The organism is Frankia sp. RB5 (assembly GCF_059816245.1).
Genome location: NZ_JCBATA010000019.1, coordinates 105,374 through 119,408 on the forward strand (window position 1 = coordinate 105,374; position 14,035 = coordinate 119,408).

The 14,035-nt window shown below is 71.8% G+C and carries 14 protein-coding genes; 3 read left to right on the forward strand and 11 right to left on the reverse strand.

The window, feature by feature from the left end; translation table 11 throughout:
* The 11 genes from AC6EXY_RS12610 to AC6EXY_RS12660 form a co-directional block, all read right to left on the reverse strand.
* Positions 1-1,134, reverse strand: coding sequence for an acyl-CoA dehydrogenase family protein (locus AC6EXY_RS12610; protein ID WP_499817492.1), 1,134 nt, complete (start codon positions 1,132-1,134; stop codon positions 1-3).
* Positions 1,127-2,521 carry an acyl-CoA dehydrogenase family protein gene (locus AC6EXY_RS12615; protein ID WP_101830570.1) on the reverse strand — a complete coding sequence of 465 codons (1,395 nt, stop codon included), beginning with the start codon at positions 2,519-2,521 and terminating at the stop codon, positions 1,127-1,129. The genes AC6EXY_RS12610 and AC6EXY_RS12615 overlap by 8 nt, the downstream gene beginning before the upstream one ends.
* 14 nt (positions 2,522-2,535) lie before the next feature.
* Entirely contained in the window at positions 2,536-2,877 is a 342-nt protein-coding gene (locus AC6EXY_RS12620) for a putative quinol monooxygenase (protein WP_165818250.1), read from the reverse strand.
* A gap of 223 nt (positions 2,878-3,100) precedes the next feature.
* A complete protein-coding gene (locus tag AC6EXY_RS12625; protein WP_165818249.1) occupies positions 3,101-3,757 on the reverse strand; it encodes a TetR/AcrR family transcriptional regulator in 657 nt (218 codons plus the stop codon).
* Positions 3,758-3,854: 97 nt separating this feature from the next.
* Positions 3,855-4,559 carry a TetR/AcrR family transcriptional regulator gene (locus AC6EXY_RS12630; RefSeq protein ID WP_133150577.1) on the reverse strand — a complete coding sequence of 235 codons (705 nt, stop codon included), beginning with the start codon at positions 4,557-4,559 and terminating at the stop codon, positions 3,855-3,857.
* Positions 4,556-5,239 (reverse strand): TetR/AcrR family transcriptional regulator, encoded by a 684-nt coding sequence (locus AC6EXY_RS12635; protein ID WP_243407249.1) that lies wholly within the window; start codon positions 5,237-5,239, stop codon positions 4,556-4,558. Before AC6EXY_RS12635 ends, AC6EXY_RS12630 begins: the two co-directional genes overlap by 4 nt.
* A gap of 163 nt (positions 5,240-5,402) precedes the next feature.
* A complete protein-coding gene (locus tag AC6EXY_RS12640) occupies positions 5,403-6,656 on the reverse strand; it encodes a cytochrome P450 (RefSeq protein WP_499817491.1) in 1,254 nt (417 codons plus the stop codon).
* Between the two features lie 320 nt (positions 6,657-6,976).
* Positions 6,977-7,741, reverse strand: coding sequence for a response regulator (locus AC6EXY_RS12645; protein ID WP_243407248.1), 765 nt, complete (start codon positions 7,739-7,741; stop codon positions 6,977-6,979).
* Between the two features lie 74 nt (positions 7,742-7,815).
* Positions 7,816-9,165, reverse strand: a complete 1,350-nt coding sequence (locus AC6EXY_RS12650) for a sensor histidine kinase (RefSeq protein WP_499817490.1) — start codon at positions 9,163-9,165, stop codon at positions 7,816-7,818.
* A gap of 62 nt (positions 9,166-9,227) precedes the next feature.
* Entirely contained in the window at positions 9,228-10,085 is an 858-nt protein-coding gene (locus tag AC6EXY_RS12655; RefSeq protein ID WP_115537973.1) for an ABC transporter permease, read from the reverse strand.
* Positions 10,082-11,065, reverse strand: a complete 984-nt coding sequence (locus AC6EXY_RS12660) for an ABC transporter ATP-binding protein (protein ID WP_499817489.1) — start codon at positions 11,063-11,065, stop codon at positions 10,082-10,084. The genes AC6EXY_RS12655 and AC6EXY_RS12660 overlap by 4 nt, the downstream gene beginning before the upstream one ends.
* 227 nt (positions 11,066-11,292) lie before the next feature.
* Between AC6EXY_RS12660 and AC6EXY_RS12665 the strand changes: the two genes are divergently transcribed.
* From AC6EXY_RS12665 to AC6EXY_RS12675, 3 genes are all read left to right on the forward strand, one after another.
* Positions 11,293-12,000, forward strand: coding sequence for a response regulator transcription factor (locus tag AC6EXY_RS12665; RefSeq protein ID WP_499817488.1), 708 nt, complete (start codon positions 11,293-11,295; stop codon positions 11,998-12,000).
* The gene (locus AC6EXY_RS12670; protein ID WP_279354653.1) at positions 11,927-13,069 is read left to right on the forward strand and encodes a sensor histidine kinase; all 1,143 of its coding nucleotides are present in this window, start codon (positions 11,927-11,929) and stop codon (positions 13,067-13,069) included. The genes AC6EXY_RS12665 and AC6EXY_RS12670 overlap by 74 nt, the downstream gene beginning before the upstream one ends.
* 292 nt (positions 13,070-13,361) lie before the next feature.
* A partial coding sequence (locus AC6EXY_RS12675; protein ID WP_499817487.1) for a TCP-1/cpn60 chaperonin family protein occupies positions 13,362-14,035 on the forward strand: 674 nt, incomplete at its 3' end.

Here is a 14,035-nt window from a genome sequence, read left to right on the forward strand (position 1 = left end):
TCAGGCGGCGAGCCCAAGCAGGCGCGCGTATTCACGGCGGTGATGGGCGGGGGTACCCAGGAGGATCTCGCTGCTGCGGGCCCGGCGGAAGTACAGGTGCGCCGGGTGCTCCCAGGTGAAGCCGATGCCGCCGTGGACCTGGATGTTCGCGGTCGCCGCGTGGACGAACGACTCCGAGCAGATGGCCTGCGCGAGGTGGGCGGCGGCGGACAGTTCCGCCGCCGCCCCGGCCACGTGCCGGTTCGCCTGCCGGGTGGCCTCGAACAGCGCGCTGCGGGCGGCCTCCACGGCGACGAAGATGTCGGCGCAGATGTGCTTCACCGCCTGAAAGGAGCCGATCGGTCGGCCGAACTGTTCCCGGGTACGGGCGTAGCCCACCGCCATGTCGAGGCATCGGGCGGCCCCGCCGGTCTGCTCGGCGGCAAGCGCGACGCTGCCGAACTCCAGCGCCCGGCCGACGATCCGGGCGCCGTCGCCGGACCGGCCCACCTGCCGCGCGGGCGTGTCGTCGACGCGGACGACGGCCAGGCCACGCGTCAGGTCCAGGGTCTCCAGCGCGGTCACCTCGACGCCCGCGCCGGGGACGTCCACAGCGAACAGGGTGACGCCGTCGGGGGTGCGCGCCGGCAGCAGCACCAGCGCCGCATGCTGGCCGTCGAGCACGAACGGAACCCGGCCGGTGAGGCGCCATCCACCCTGCGCCGCCCAGGTCGCCCGCACACCGACCGCCTCGAGGTCAGGCAGGCCGTCGTCGCCGGCCGCGGCGAGCGTCGCCACGACCCGGCCGGCGGCGAGGTCGGGCAGGTACCGGGCCTGCGCCTCGACGTCTCCCGACTCCAGCAGCGCGCCCGCCGCGAGGGCCACCGTGGCGAGGAACGGCGCGCCCAGCAGCGCCCGGCCCATCTCCTCGAAGACGATCACCAGCTCGTCCCAGCCGTATCCCGCGCCACCGTGGGCCTCGGGCATCGCGAGTCCCTGCCAGCCCAGGTCACGGCCCATCAGCTCCCAGAGCGCCGGGTCGTGCCCGGGGTCGTCCATCAGCCGGCGGACGTCCTGCTCCGAGGAGCGTTCGGCCAGGAACCGCCGGGCGGTGTCCCGCAGCTCCCGCCGTTCGGCGGCCGCGTCGTCAGACATTCCCGTCCTTCCCGTTCCCGCCCGGTGCCGAGGTGGTCCGGGCCGGCGAGGGCTCGCGCGGCAGACCGAGGACCCGTTCGGCGAGGATGTTCTTCATGATCTCGTCGGTGCCGGCCGAGACCCGGATGCCGGGGACACCGAGGACGAGCGTCGTCCAGGCGAACGTGCCCCACTCGCCGGTGTCGGCGATCAGGCGCGGGCCGAGGATGTCGGTGAGCAGGTCGGAGATGCGGCGCAGGTTGTTCGTCCAGACCAGCTTGCCGACCGAGTGTTCGGGGCCCGGGGTGCCGGCCGTGCGGGCCAGGTGCGCGCGCTCGGTGGCGTAGCCGGCGAGACGGACATGCATGACGGTGTCGCTCAACCGGTCCCGCACCACCGGATCGGCGAGCCGCCCCGACCAGCGGGCCAGCATGATCAGCCGATCGAGGATGGCGGCCAGGCTGCCGCCGAGGTCGCTCGCGGTGCTGCGTTCGTTCATCAGGGTGGTGGTGGCGACCCGCCAGCCGTCGTCCACGGCGCCGAGGCGGTTCTCGTCGGGCACCCGGACCTCGGTCAGGAACACCTCGTTGAAGCTCGCCCCGCCGGTCATCTGGCGCAGCGGCCGCACCTCGACCCCGGGGGCGTGCATGTCGACGAGGAAGGCGGTGATCCCGCGGTGCTTGGGCGCCTCCGGACTGGTCCGGCACAGGACCTCGCCGACGTCGCTGAGGTGCCCGTTCGTGGTCCAGACCTTCTGCCCGGTGATGACCCACTCGTCGCCGTCGCGCACGGCCCGGGTGCGCAGGGAGGCGAGATCCGACCCCGCGCCGGGTTCGCTGAACAGCTGGCAGCCGATCGCCTCCCCCGCGTGCAGCCGGGGAAGGTAAATGCGCTTCGCCGACTCGCTTCCGTGGGCGAGCAGCGTCGGGGAGATCATGCCCAGGCCGAGGCCGAAGACCGCGAGGTCCGGCACGTCGTACTGGCCGCGCAGGTCGAGGTAGGCGTCCAGGTAGGAGACGGGCAGGCCGGCACCGCCGTACTCGGTCGGCCCGTCGATCCAGCCGAAGCCGGCGGCGTACTCGGCCGCCTTGAACCGGCGCGCCGCGGCGACGATCCGCTCGTCCTCCTCGGGGCTGTGCTCCGGCAGCAGGTTGACCTCGTCCGAGCCCTCGCCCCAGACCAGCGGCGGACGTGACGCGCGCTGACCACCGTCCCCGTCCCCCACCCGCTCACCGTCACCGGCCTCGCTCCGGGCGAGGCCCGTGGTCTCGGACCGCCGACCGACCTCGGGCGCGCCGGCGAGGAACACCCGGGCCCGGTCCAGGAACGCGGTCAGTGACTCCCGGTCGCTGTCGTCATCCTCGTGGCCGCGGTCGCCCGCCGGATCCTCGCGAGCCGTCTGCGCCATCCTCGCCCCCACCGTCAGCCCCGCGGGGAGGCACCCGGCGGGCGGGACCCGGGAAGCGGCCGACCCAGGATGATCTCCGTCGACTCGGCCAGCTCCCCGAGCTGCTCGCCCAGGCTGTTCAGGGTCTCGTTGCCGCGGTGCAGCGTGAAGGCCGTCCGGTCGCGGTAGTGCTCGAACAGGAAGAACCGTTCGGGCTGACGCGAGTCCTGATGCACGGCGTAGGCGTCGGTGCCCTCGTCGGTCGCCGCCTCGGCCATCCGGGTGAGCAGCGCGGCCAGGTCGTCGGCACGCCCGGACTTCGCCACGATCACCACGACCGCGGCCACCGGCCCGCTTCTCGCGGAGGGCTCACTCATCTTCGGACACCTCATTCTCGCGGCGCGACCGCGACGACGGCAGGCCACGCACCGAGGGGGTCGACCGTGATGCGACGGCCAGCACCCTGAAGATCAGGGCTAGCTATCCAGGATCAACGCCAACATAGCCTGCACTCTCGTCGGGCGCCAGTAGAAATGTAGGACATGGATTCCTTTGCCGTCGTGCCGGAGTGACGGCGGTGCGGCGGCACCGTCACCCGCGTCAGCCGGGGTCCGCAAGGCCCTCGGTCCGAAGGAGCGTTCCACGCAGCACGAACCCCGACATCTCCTCCGCGATCGTCTCCCGCGACGGGGCCGACGACGCGTCGTGGAACAGCAGCGGGTCGAGCAGGGTGATCCCGTAGACGAGACCGAACGAGAACCGCACGGCGCAGCGGATGTCCATGACGACCGTGCGCTTCACCTCGATCTCCAGCTCCGACTCGCGCTCCAGCCGCTCGAAGATCTCCTGAAGGAAGGCGGCGGCGCGTTCACGCAGCTCCGTCGAGCCGCCACCGGACTGCCCGGCCATTGCGACCAGCAGCGGCCGGTTGTCGAGCAACAGCCGGTACAGGCCGTGGACGAACGTCTCCGTGTAGTGCGCCGATCCGCTCGACCCATGCCCCTCCAGCACCCACTGGTCGAGGTAGCTGGTCACGAAGTCGCGGAAGGGCTGGAACGCGGCCTCGACGAACAGGTTCGCCTTGGTACCGAAATGACGGAACACCAGGGCGTGCGTCACCCCCGCCCGCGTGGCGATCTCCCGGGTGCCGACCTCCTCGTAGGGCCGCCCGTCAAACAGCTCCCGCGCCGCCTGCAGCACCAGCTCACGCACGGTCGACGAGCTGCGACGCGAACGAACATCGACACTGTTGGCCATCTCCCCATCATGACTTCCGGGCAACGCCGCGACGACCGGCCGGTCATCGCCCGCGCGGCCGCGGGCCCCGTCCGGCCGCGCGACGCCGCCCGTCGGGTCAGGCATCCGCCGCCGAACCCGGCGCGCTCAGCAGGCCCGTCACGGCGTCCGCGAGGTGGGTGACGTAGGCGTCCAACGGCAGCAGCCGGTCGGGCCCGCCGCGCCGGCCGGCGGCCTGCTCGGTGGCCAGCGCGTGGACGACCAGGTCGAAGGCGAGCCGGAAGCGCAGGTCGAAGACGGACCGGTCGACGTGCGCCAGCAGGGAGCGCAGCCGTCGCCCGACCACCACCGCGCTGGACCACACCGGGTCCGCGGCGTACCGCACCGGCCGGTCGAGATCGCGCTCGACGATCAGCCGGGACAGGAAGCCGACGTAGTAGGTGCCCTGACGGATCTCCTCGGCCAACGGCCAGACGAGCGCGTCGACCAGGCTCCGGGCGTCCTCGCCGCGACCGGACGCCTCCGCCTGGGCCAGCAGCTGCATCCGCCGGGCGTTCGTGACGTCCGCCCGGGCCTCGATGATCGCGCGGATGAGTCCTTCCTTGCCGCCGAAGTGGTAGTTCACCGCGCTGGTGTTGCGCTGGCCGGCGGCCTGGTGGATGTCGCGCAGCGAGACGGCCTCGATGCCGCGCTCGGCGAACAGGCGCTCGGCGGCCCGCAGGAGTTGCAGCCTGGTCTCGTCGGCATCGGCACGCGGGCGTCGACCGACCATCGCGGGCTGCCGGTCGTCAGGAGCGGACCCGGCCCGACCGGGGGTCGTCACCGGTGCCTCCGTCGCCGCGGTTCTCCGCGGCCGTACAGACTCGCCAGGCCGGCTATGTAGGTCGCGACGTCGTCGGCGAGGTCGACCTCCGCGCCGGCGGCCTCGCCGAGGGTTCGGGCCAGGCAGGGGAAACGCTGCTCGTCGGCCGTGGGCGCCGAGACCTGCGCCCCCGAGGTGAAGGCCTCCAGCAGCTGCGCCTTGCCGACGATGAGCGACGCAAGGCCCCCGAAGGCCCCGAGCGCCTGGCCGGGGGTCAGTCCACCCTCGAACAGCAGTCCCAGGGCCTCCTCCGCGAGTGCGCCCAGGTGCGCCGATCCGACGAAGTCCGGCCGCAGGACCAGGAACTGGACGAGGCCCGGATGCGCGGCGAAGACCTCCTCCGTCCGGTTGAACAGGTCGAGGAGCCTCTCGTCCCAGGGCGCGGTCGCGGGCAGGCCGGGTGGCCGCCGGGTCTCGAGGGCGCGGTCCGCGACGAGCCGGAGCAGCTCGGACTTGCTGGGGACGTAGTGGTAGAGCGCCTGCGGCCACACCCCGAGCTCGCGGGCGACCCTGCGGATCTGGATCTGGTCGAGATGCTCCGTGCGGGCGATGCGGTACGCCGCGTCGACGATCTGCTCCCGCGTGACCGCCGGGCCCTCGTCGCGGGTCGGGCGCCGGCGGCCCTTGCGCGCGCTGTCCATCTCCACACCCCGACAACCTTTCACGGCCCGCCGGCGCCACGCCGTCTGGCGGGTATCCACCCTATTGATCCTCGTCTAATATAGGGGTGGACTCGGCGGTGCCGAGGATGCCGCGATGCCGCACGTGGGGGACGGGCGCCCAGGCGTCCCCCACGTGCGTATCTCAGTGGTTCGACGGCTCCAGGACGGGCTCGGGCCGGTCACCGCCGATCGCCGGCCGGACCGCGTAGGCAAGGGGAAGCGATGCCGGCCCGCGCATGAAGGCGGCCGAGTCCGGCGGCATGACGATCTCGTCCGCGAGGTCGACGTCGGTCAGGCGCCGCGTGAGCACCGCCAGCGCCTCGCACATCTCGGTCCGTGCCACCGCGTGCCCCAGGCAGTAGTGGGCGCCGCGGCCGAAGCCGATGTCCCAGCCCGGCTCCCGGCCGAGGTTCAGGCCGTTCGGCTCGGCGAAGACCGCTGGATCGCGCCCCGCCGCCTGGAAGCTGAGGGCCACCGGCTCGTGGACGTCGAACGCCTCGCCGCAGATCTCCATCGGTTCCGTGACCAGCCGGACGACCCGGGTCGTCACGGGCCACAGCCGCATGCCCTCGTCCACGGCGAACGGGATCAGCCCGGGATCGGCCGCGACCCGCTCCCAGGCCCCCGCCTCCACCAGCGCCCGCACGCAGGAGGCGAGCTGGTAGCGGGTGGTGTCGTGCCCGGCGAGCAGGACGTTCACGACCGCCCAGATCAGTTCGGTCTCGGTCATCCTCCCCTCGAGCTCCTGCGCCTCGATGAGGTCGCTGATCAGATCGGGCCGCGGGTTCTCGTGCCGGGCCGCGACCAGGCCCCGGGTGTAGACGCGCAGCTCCGCGAGAGCCTTCTCCAACCGCGACACGTGCGGCGTCATCGGGTTCTCGGCGAGCACCCGCAGCTCGACGGTGGCGCTGTCGAAGATCGGCACGTCGGCCGGCTCGACGCCGATGTAACGGGCGATCACGCCGATGGAGTAGTGATGTGAGAAGTCCGCGACGAAATCTATTGTCCGACGGTCGGAGAAACCGCTGACCAGTTCCTCGGCGAAGGCTGCCATCATCGGCCGGGTCAGGTCGATGGTGCGCGGCCGGAAGCCCTTCACCAGAATCTTCCGCAGCTTCTCGTGCCGTTCGGGGTCCATCATCAGCAGCAGGCCGTCGTTGATGAACTCGAGAATCGGCGCGGTGGCGCCCCTGCCCTGGAAATAGGCGGCACTGGGCGGGCGCAGCCGCTTGTCGGTTAACAGCGCGCGCACCTGGTCGTAGGCGAACACCTCGACGCCGTGCGGGCCGCGAGCGATGCCCCGCACGGCCCCGGCCTCGGCCGACGCACCTGCCGGATCGCGCATGAAGGCGGCACTGTCGGTATCGACGAACGGCAACGTCTCGTGACTGCCCATATATACAACTCCTCGGTCATCCCACGGCCGGCCGCATGATTCAGGCCGGTCCCTCGACGCCCTCGGGGCAGTGCACGAGAGTCAGGGCAACACGAATTCACCGGCATTCTGATCGCCACCGGAAGCCATCGGCTGTTCAATTGGGCTCCATCGTACGCAGCGGATCCTCGCCGGTCACGGGAAACACGTCGTCGTCGGTCCCGGCGCGGATCCGTCTCGCCCCGGCACCCCACGGCCGCCCGACGTACCGCCGCCGGCACCGGGCGGACGAGCCACCATCCGGGTCGTCCGGACGGGGCCCGCCGCCGGGGGTCGTCCGTTCAGTCCGGGCGGGGCGGGTTGGCGGAGGGGTGGACGACGCCGGTCTCGTAGGCGAAGACGACCGCCTGCACCCGGTCCCGCAGTTCCAGCTTGGCCAGGATCCGGCCGACGTGGGTCTTCACTGTGGCCTCGGAGAGCACCAGCCGGGCCGCGATCTCGGCGTTGGAGTAGCCGGCGGCGACCTCGTCCAGCACGTCCCGCTCCCGCTCGGTGAGCCGGTCCAGGCGTCGGTCGCGAGACCGGCCGGCCGGCTGGTCTTCCGGCGATGACCCCGGACCCGTGATGCCGGTCCCGGACGTCGCGGTGACCTCGGTACCGGTCGCGGGCATGCCGGAGCCGCCGGTCCCGGAACCAGTCGACCCGGCCGGCGCGGCGGCGTCGGGGAGGCGGTGGGCGAAGGCGTCCAGCAGCCGGCGGGTGATGCTGGGGGCGACGACCGCGTCGCCGGTCGCGACCGCCCGGATCGCCGAGAGCAGGTCGGCGGGAGGGACGTCCTTCAGCAGGAATCCGCTGGCCCCGGCCCGCAGCCCGGCGAAGGCGTACTCGTCGAGGTCGAAGGTCGTGAGGATCAGCACCCGCGACGCGCTGCCGGCCGCGACGATGCGGCCTGTCGCCTCGATGCCGTTCATCCCCGGCATCCGCACGTCCATCAGCACCACGTCCGGTCGCAGCGCCGCGGTGAGCGCGACCGCCTCGGTGCCGTCCCCCGCCTCGCCGACGACGGTGATGTCGGCCTGCGAGTCGAGCACCATCCGGAAGCCCATCCGCAGCAGCGGCTGGTCGTCCACCAGCAGGACGGTGGTGGCGGGCGGGGCGGCGGACGGCGAACCGGTGGACGTCACCCGGGCACCTTCCCACCAACGTTGATCCGGGTGCTGACCCGCCATCCGCCCTCCGGTCCCGGCCCGGCCAGCACCGTGCCGCCGTAGACGGCGCTTCGCTCCCGCATGCCGACGAGGCCCTGGCCACCCGATCCCGCCCCCGGCACACCACCGCCCCGGCCGGTGTCCCGGACGTCGACGGCGATCCCGCGCCGGTCGTAGCGCAGCGCCACCGTGGCCGTGGCCCCCGGGCCGGCGTGCTTCATGGTGTTGGTCAGCGCCTCCTGGACCAGCCGGAAGACGGTGAGCTGAACGCCGTCCGGCAGGGCCAGCGGCTTCCCGCTGACGGTGAGGCTCACCGGCAGCCCGGCCTGGCGGACCTGGTCGATCAGCGCGTCGAGGTCGCTCAGCCGGGGCTGGGGCGCGGTGCCGTCGGCGACACCGTCCTCCCGCAGCACACCCAGCAGGCGGCGCATCTCCGCCAGCGCCTCCCGCCCGGTCCGCGAGACCTGGTTGATCGCCTGCCGGGCCTGCGGGACGGAGCTGTCGAGCGCGAACTCCGCGCCGTCCGCCAGGGCGATCATGACGGACAGGTTGTGCGCGACGACGTCGTGCATCTCCCGGGCGATGCGGGCCCGCTCGGCGGCGGCGGCGATCTGGGCCTGCTGGTCTCGTTCCCGCTCGAGGCGGGCGGCCCGGTCGGTGAGGCTCGCGAGGTAGGCCCGCCGGGTGCCCGTGTTGCGGCCGAGCACCCCGACGGTCGTGGTGATCATGCCGAGCACGATCAGGTTGGCGAGCAGCGCGGCGCGGTTCTCGTTCTGCCACGCGATGCTCGCCAGGACGACGGAGGCGGCCGTGACGACCACCGCCACCAGCCGGACCCGCCGCGAGCACAGCGCGGAGACGGTGTAGAAGGCCACCGGCACCCCGAGGTTGCTCTCCACCGTGGGTCCGACCAGGGTCTGGGCGACCGCGGCGGCCAGGCAGGCCGCGAAGACCGCGGCGGGGAACTGGCGCCGCCAGATCAGCGGGAGCAGCCCCGCGACCGCCAGGGCGATCACCGCTGCCCGGTGGGCGACGGAGGACGCGGCCAGCGTGTTCAGCAGCGCCGCCCAGGAGAGCAGGCCGAGCACCGCGGCCAGGGCGCCGTCGACCAGCTTCGGATGGGCCCGCAGGAAGCGGCCGATCCGGCCGTGGCGCAGCCGCCCGAGCACCAGCCCCGGCTCGGCCGCCTCGGCCGGCCCTGCCATCACGGCCGGCCCTGCCATCACGGCCGGCCCTGCCATCACGGTGGCTACTACCGAGGATGCCGGCCCGGGATCCCCGCCGGGCTCGTCCGCCTGGAGCGGGTCCGTCAGCACAGCCACGGAGACCATCTTGACCTCCATTCCGGGGCGAGGCGAGGGTCAGGCGGGCACGGGATGCCTGGTCAGGCGTCCCGACGGACCAGCAGGACCGCCGCGGTGGTCACCGTGACGACCAGGTAGGCGAGCAGAACGAGCAGTCCGTGCGTCGGCGAGGGCAGATCCGAGCCGTGCGTCACCTGCATCAGCGCGTCCCCCGACGTCGAGGGGAGGTAGTCGCCGACGCGGGCCAGCGAGCGCGGCAGCGCGCCGACGATCTGCGGCAGCACCAGCAGCACGCCGAACAGGGTGCCGAGCGCGGCCGGGGTGTTGCGCAGGATGGCGCCGAGCGCCATCCCCAGCACGCCGATCGCGGTGACGTAGAACGCGGTCCCCAGCACCGCCCGCAGCACCCCCGGGTCGGACAGCGCCACGTCGATGTGCCGCGAGGACAGCATGCCCTGACCGGCGGTGAACGCGATCAGGTTGGCCACCACCATGAGGACGAAGCTCGCCACCGCGAACGTCGTCACCTTCGCCCACAGCACCGGCAGGCGTCGCGGCACGACCCCGAGCGAGGCCCGGATCATCCCGGTGGTGTACTCGCCGGAGATCACCAGGACGCCGAGGACGCCGATGGCGAGCTGGGCCAGGTACATCCCGCTGAGGCTGGTCGCGGCGGCGTCGAAGGTGGCCCTGCCCTCGGGGCTGTAGTGCGGCCAGTCGTTGGCCGCGAGCCGGCACAGGATCGTGCCGAGCAGCACGGTGACCGCCAGCGCCGCCGCCAGCGTCCACACCGTGGAGCGCAGCGAGGTCAGCTTGGTCCACTCGGAGCGCAGCACCCGCAGCTGGGTGACCCGCACGGCCGGGCGGGCACTGTGCTGCCCGGGAGCGGACGGAACGGACGGGGCGGAGCCCACCAGCTGGGTCGTCTGCGCGGTCATGTCGGGATCTCCGATCGGGTGGCGCCCGCCAGGGCGAGGGTCTTCTCGGCGTCAGTGCCGGGGTGGGGGCAGTGCGGGGCCTCGGTGGCGTACTCGACGGCGCTGCGGGTGAGGTCCATGAACGCGTCCTCGAGCGAGACCTGCTTCGGGGTCAGCTCGTGCAGGGCGAGCCCCGCCGTGCGGGCGGCCTCGCCGATCTGCGCGCTGGTGCGGCCGGTGACCTCGAGCGTGTCGGCGGCGGTCGCGGTGACGGTGACGCCGGCGCCGACCAGCACGTCGCGCAGCGCCGCGCTCTGCGGCGTGCGCACGTGCACGGCGGCCGGGGACGCGGAGGCGATGACCTCGGCGACGGTCGTCTCGGCGATGAGCCGCCCGCGTCCGACGATCACCAGGTGGGTCGCGGTCAGTGCCATCTCGCTCATCAGGTGGGAGGAGAGGAAGACCGTGCGGCCCTCGGCGGCGAGGTCGCGCAGCAGGGAGCGGATCCAGCGGATGCCCTCCGGGTCCAGGCCGTTCACCGGCTCGTCGAGGATGAGCGTCGCCGGATCGCCGAGCAGCGCGGAGGCGATGCCGAGCCGCTGTCCCATCCCGAGCGAGAACCCGCCGGCCCGCTTGCGGGCGACGTCGGCGAGCCCGACCATCTCGATCACCTCGTTGACCCGGCGCCGCGAGATGCCGTGTGTCTGGGCGAGGGCAAGCAGGTGCTTGGCCGCGGTCCGGCCGGTGTGCACCGCGCGGGCCTCCAGCATCACGCCGACCTCGTGCATCGGGGCGACCGCGTCGCGGTAGCGGCGGCCGTTGACCCGCACCTCGCCGCGGGTCGGCCGATCAAGGCCGAGGATCATCCGCATCGTGGTGGACTTGCCGGCGCCGTTGGGGCCGAGGAAGCCGGTCACCACACCCGGCCGCGCCGTGAAGGTGAGGTCGTGGACGGCGACCTTGTCGCCGTACCGCTTCTCCAGGCCCATCGCCTCGATCATGTGATCCTCGCGTTCGTGCTCGGTCGCCGTCTTCGGACAACCAGAACGTTAGGGATCTTCGACGGCCCTGCCGACAGCCTCAAGGACGATCTTTCCGGGCCGGAGCGACCCGCCGTACGCCCCAGGTCGTACGCCTCGAGGAGGGGGGTGAACGGCCGGCCGCCGCGGGTGACGGCTTTCTTTTTCGATATGCCGCCGATATACCGCGTGCTGCTAGCATCGCGGGCATGCGTGTCCTGGTCGTCGAGGACGAGCCTTATCTGGCGGAAGCCATCCGCGATGGTCTGCGGCTGGCAGCGATCGCCGCCGACATCGCCGGTCACGGTGACACCGCGCTGGAGATGCTGAGCGTAAACGCGTACGACATCGCCGTCCTCGATCGCGACATTCCCGGGCCTTCTGGCGACGAGATCGCCAGGCGCATCATCGCCTCCGGCAGCGGCATGCCCATCCTCATGCTCACCGCCGCGGACCGGCTCGACGACAAGGCGTCCGGATTCGAGCTCGGCGCCGACGACTACGTCACGAAGCCGTTCGCACTCCAGGAACTCGTGCTCCGGCTCCGGGCGCTCGACCGCAGGCGCGGCCACAGCAGGCCGCCCGTCCGCGAGATCGCCGGCCTGCGGCTGGACGCGTTCCGCCGCGAGGTCTACCGCGACGGCCGCTATGTCGCGCTCACGCGGAAACAGTTCGCGGTGCTCGAGGTTCTCGTCGCCGCCGAAGGCGGTGTCGTCAGCGGCGAGGAACTCCTGGAACGGGCCTGGGACGAGAACGCCAATCCGTTCACCAACGCCGTGCGCATCACGGTCTCAGCACTGCGCAAACGTCTCGGCGAACCCTGGATCATCGCCACAGTTCCCGGTGTCGGCTACCGCATCGATACCGGACCAGGCGTCGTGGTCGAAGGAGACGGGCAAGGAGACGGGCATGGATAGAATTCCTGGCCTGAGTGTCCGTCTCAAACTCACCCTGAGCTATGCCGGCTTCCTGATGGTGGCCGGCGTCGTTCTGCTCGCCGCCATGTGGATCTCGCTGCTGCGCAGCATTCATCCCAGCACGGTCGTGATCGTGCGCAGCCGCCGGGAAGCCCTGCATGATTTCGGTCCGACCACGGCGCTCGTGCTGGTCTTTCTGCTGGTGTTCGGTCTCGTCGGCGGATGGCTGCTCGCCGGCCGGATGCTCGCGCCGCTGGCCCGCATCACCGACGCCACGCGCACGGCCGCGAGCGGGTCGCTCTCCCACCGCATCCGACTGCCGGGCCGCACCGACGAATTCCGCGAGCTCGCGGACAGCTTCGACGCCATGCTCGCGCAACTCGAAGCACACGTGGCCGAACAGCAGAGGTTCGCGGCCAACGCCTCCCACGAGCTGCGCACCCCGCTGGCGATCACGCAGACCCTTCTGGACGTCGCCCGCAACGATCCGGATCGCGATGTCGATGCACTCGTCGGCCGCCTGCACGCCGTCAATGTGCGCGCCATCGAACTCACCGAGGCGATGCTCCTGCTCAGCCGCGCCGACCGTCGATCCTTCACCCGAGTGCGCGTCGACCTTTCCCTCCTGGCGGAGGAGGCCACCGAAACGCTTCTCCCCCTCGCAGAAAAGAACGGCGTCACCATCGAGGCCGCCGGCGATGTCGCCCCCACGATCGGGTCCCACGCGCTCCTGCTGCAGTTGAGCACGAACCTCGTGCACAACGCGATCGTCCACAACCAGCCGGAGCAGGGCACCGTCTGGGTCACGACGACGGTGGAGCCCAGGGCGGCCGTGCTCACTGTCGAAAACACCGGCGAGAAGCTCGCGCCACACATCGTCTCCGCACTCGCCGAGCCGTTCGTTCGCGGCACCGAACGTATTCGCAACGACCAGGCGGGCGTAGGTCTTGGCCTGGCGATCGCCAAAAGCATCGCCCGGGCGCACAATGGAACCCTCACTCTCGTCCCACGAGCCGCCGGCGGGCTGTGCGTGACCGTGCGGCTGCCTGCCGCGCCGTCACAGCGATAAGCCCGAAAAGCGCTCGGGCGCCGACGGCACCTACGGGCACGCCTTTGGTGCCAGTCCCGTGGCTGTGGCGTGGGACGCACCCTCGGACGTGGTGCCGACCCCCTTTGAGCGCGGCCGGTGGGCTATACAGTAATTGGCACTCGGCGAGATCGAGTGCCAATTCTCGGTGCGACGGCTGCCCGCCCAGCCGCAATCCACCCGGCATCCGCGGGAAAACCGTCCGTGGCGGCGGGCGCCCATCGATGGCTGGTACCTCGCCACCGCAGACCTGCCCCGGGAGGACCCAGAAACCATGCCGAAGATCATCGCCTTCGACGAGGAGGCTCGGCGCGGCCTGGAGCGCGGCATGAACCAGCTGGCCGATGCGGTCAAGGTCACGCTCGGCCCCAAGGGTCGCAACGTCGTTCTGGCGAACAAGTTCGGCGCCCCCACCCTGACCAACGACGGCGTCTCCATCGCCCGCGAGGTCGAGCCCGAGGGCTCCTACGAGCGGATCGGCGCGGAGCTCGTCAAGGAGGTCGCCCGCAAGACCAACGACGTCGCGGGTGACGGGACCACCACCGCGACCATCCTGGCCCAGGCGCTGATCCGCGAGGGTCTGCGCAACGTGGCCGCCGGTGCGAACCCGCTGGGCCTGAAGAAGGGCATCGAGGTCGCGGTCGCGCGGGTCTGCGCGGACCTCACCCGGGCCGCGAGGGACGTGGAGACCAGGGAGCAGATCGCCGCCACGGCGTCGGTGTCGGCCGGCGACGCGACGATCGGTTCCATGATCGCGGAAGCGATGGACAAGGTTGGTAAGGAGGGTGTGGTCACTGTCGAGGAGAGCAACACCTTCGGCCTGGAGCTTGAGCTCACCGAGGGCATGCGCTTCGACAAGGGCTACATCTCGCCGTACTTCGTCACCGACGCCGACCGTCAGGAAGCCGTCCTCGACGACCCGTACATCCTGATCGTCAACAGCAAGAT

Bases quoted from the DNA above. Each gene is read 5' to 3' on its own strand.
- AC6EXY_RS12610 (WP_499817492.1), bottom strand. From the start codon at position 1,134: ATGTCTGACGACGCGGCCGCCGAACGGCGGGAGCTGCGGGACACCGCC.
- AC6EXY_RS12615 (WP_101830570.1), bottom strand. From the start codon at position 2,521: ATGGCGCAGACGGCTCGCGAGGATCCGGCGGGCGACCGCGGCCACGAG.
- AC6EXY_RS12620 (WP_165818250.1), bottom strand. From the start codon at position 2,877: ATGAGTGAGCCCTCCGCGAGAAGCGGGCCGGTGGCCGCGGTCGTGGTG.
- AC6EXY_RS12625 (WP_165818249.1), bottom strand. From the start codon at position 3,757: ATGGCCAACAGTGTCGATGTTCGTTCGCGTCGCAGCTCGTCGACCGTG.
- AC6EXY_RS12635 (WP_243407249.1), bottom strand. From the start codon at position 5,239: ATGGACAGCGCGCGCAAGGGCCGCCGGCGCCCGACCCGCGACGAGGGC.
- AC6EXY_RS12640 (WP_499817491.1), bottom strand. From the start codon at position 6,656: ATGGGCAGTCACGAGACGTTGCCGTTCGTCGATACCGACAGTGCCGCC.
- AC6EXY_RS12645 (WP_243407248.1), bottom strand. From the start codon at position 7,741: ATGGGCTTCCGGATGGTGCTCGACTCGCAGGCCGACATCACCGTCGTC.
- AC6EXY_RS12655 (WP_115537973.1), bottom strand. From the start codon at position 10,085: ATGACCGCGCAGACGACCCAGCTGGTGGGCTCCGCCCCGTCCGTTCCG.
- AC6EXY_RS12660 (WP_499817489.1), bottom strand. From the start codon at position 11,065: ATGATCGAGGCGATGGGCCTGGAGAAGCGGTACGGCGACAAGGTCGCC.
- AC6EXY_RS12665 (WP_499817488.1), top strand. From the start codon at position 11,293: ATGCGTGTCCTGGTCGTCGAGGACGAGCCTTATCTGGCGGAAGCCATC.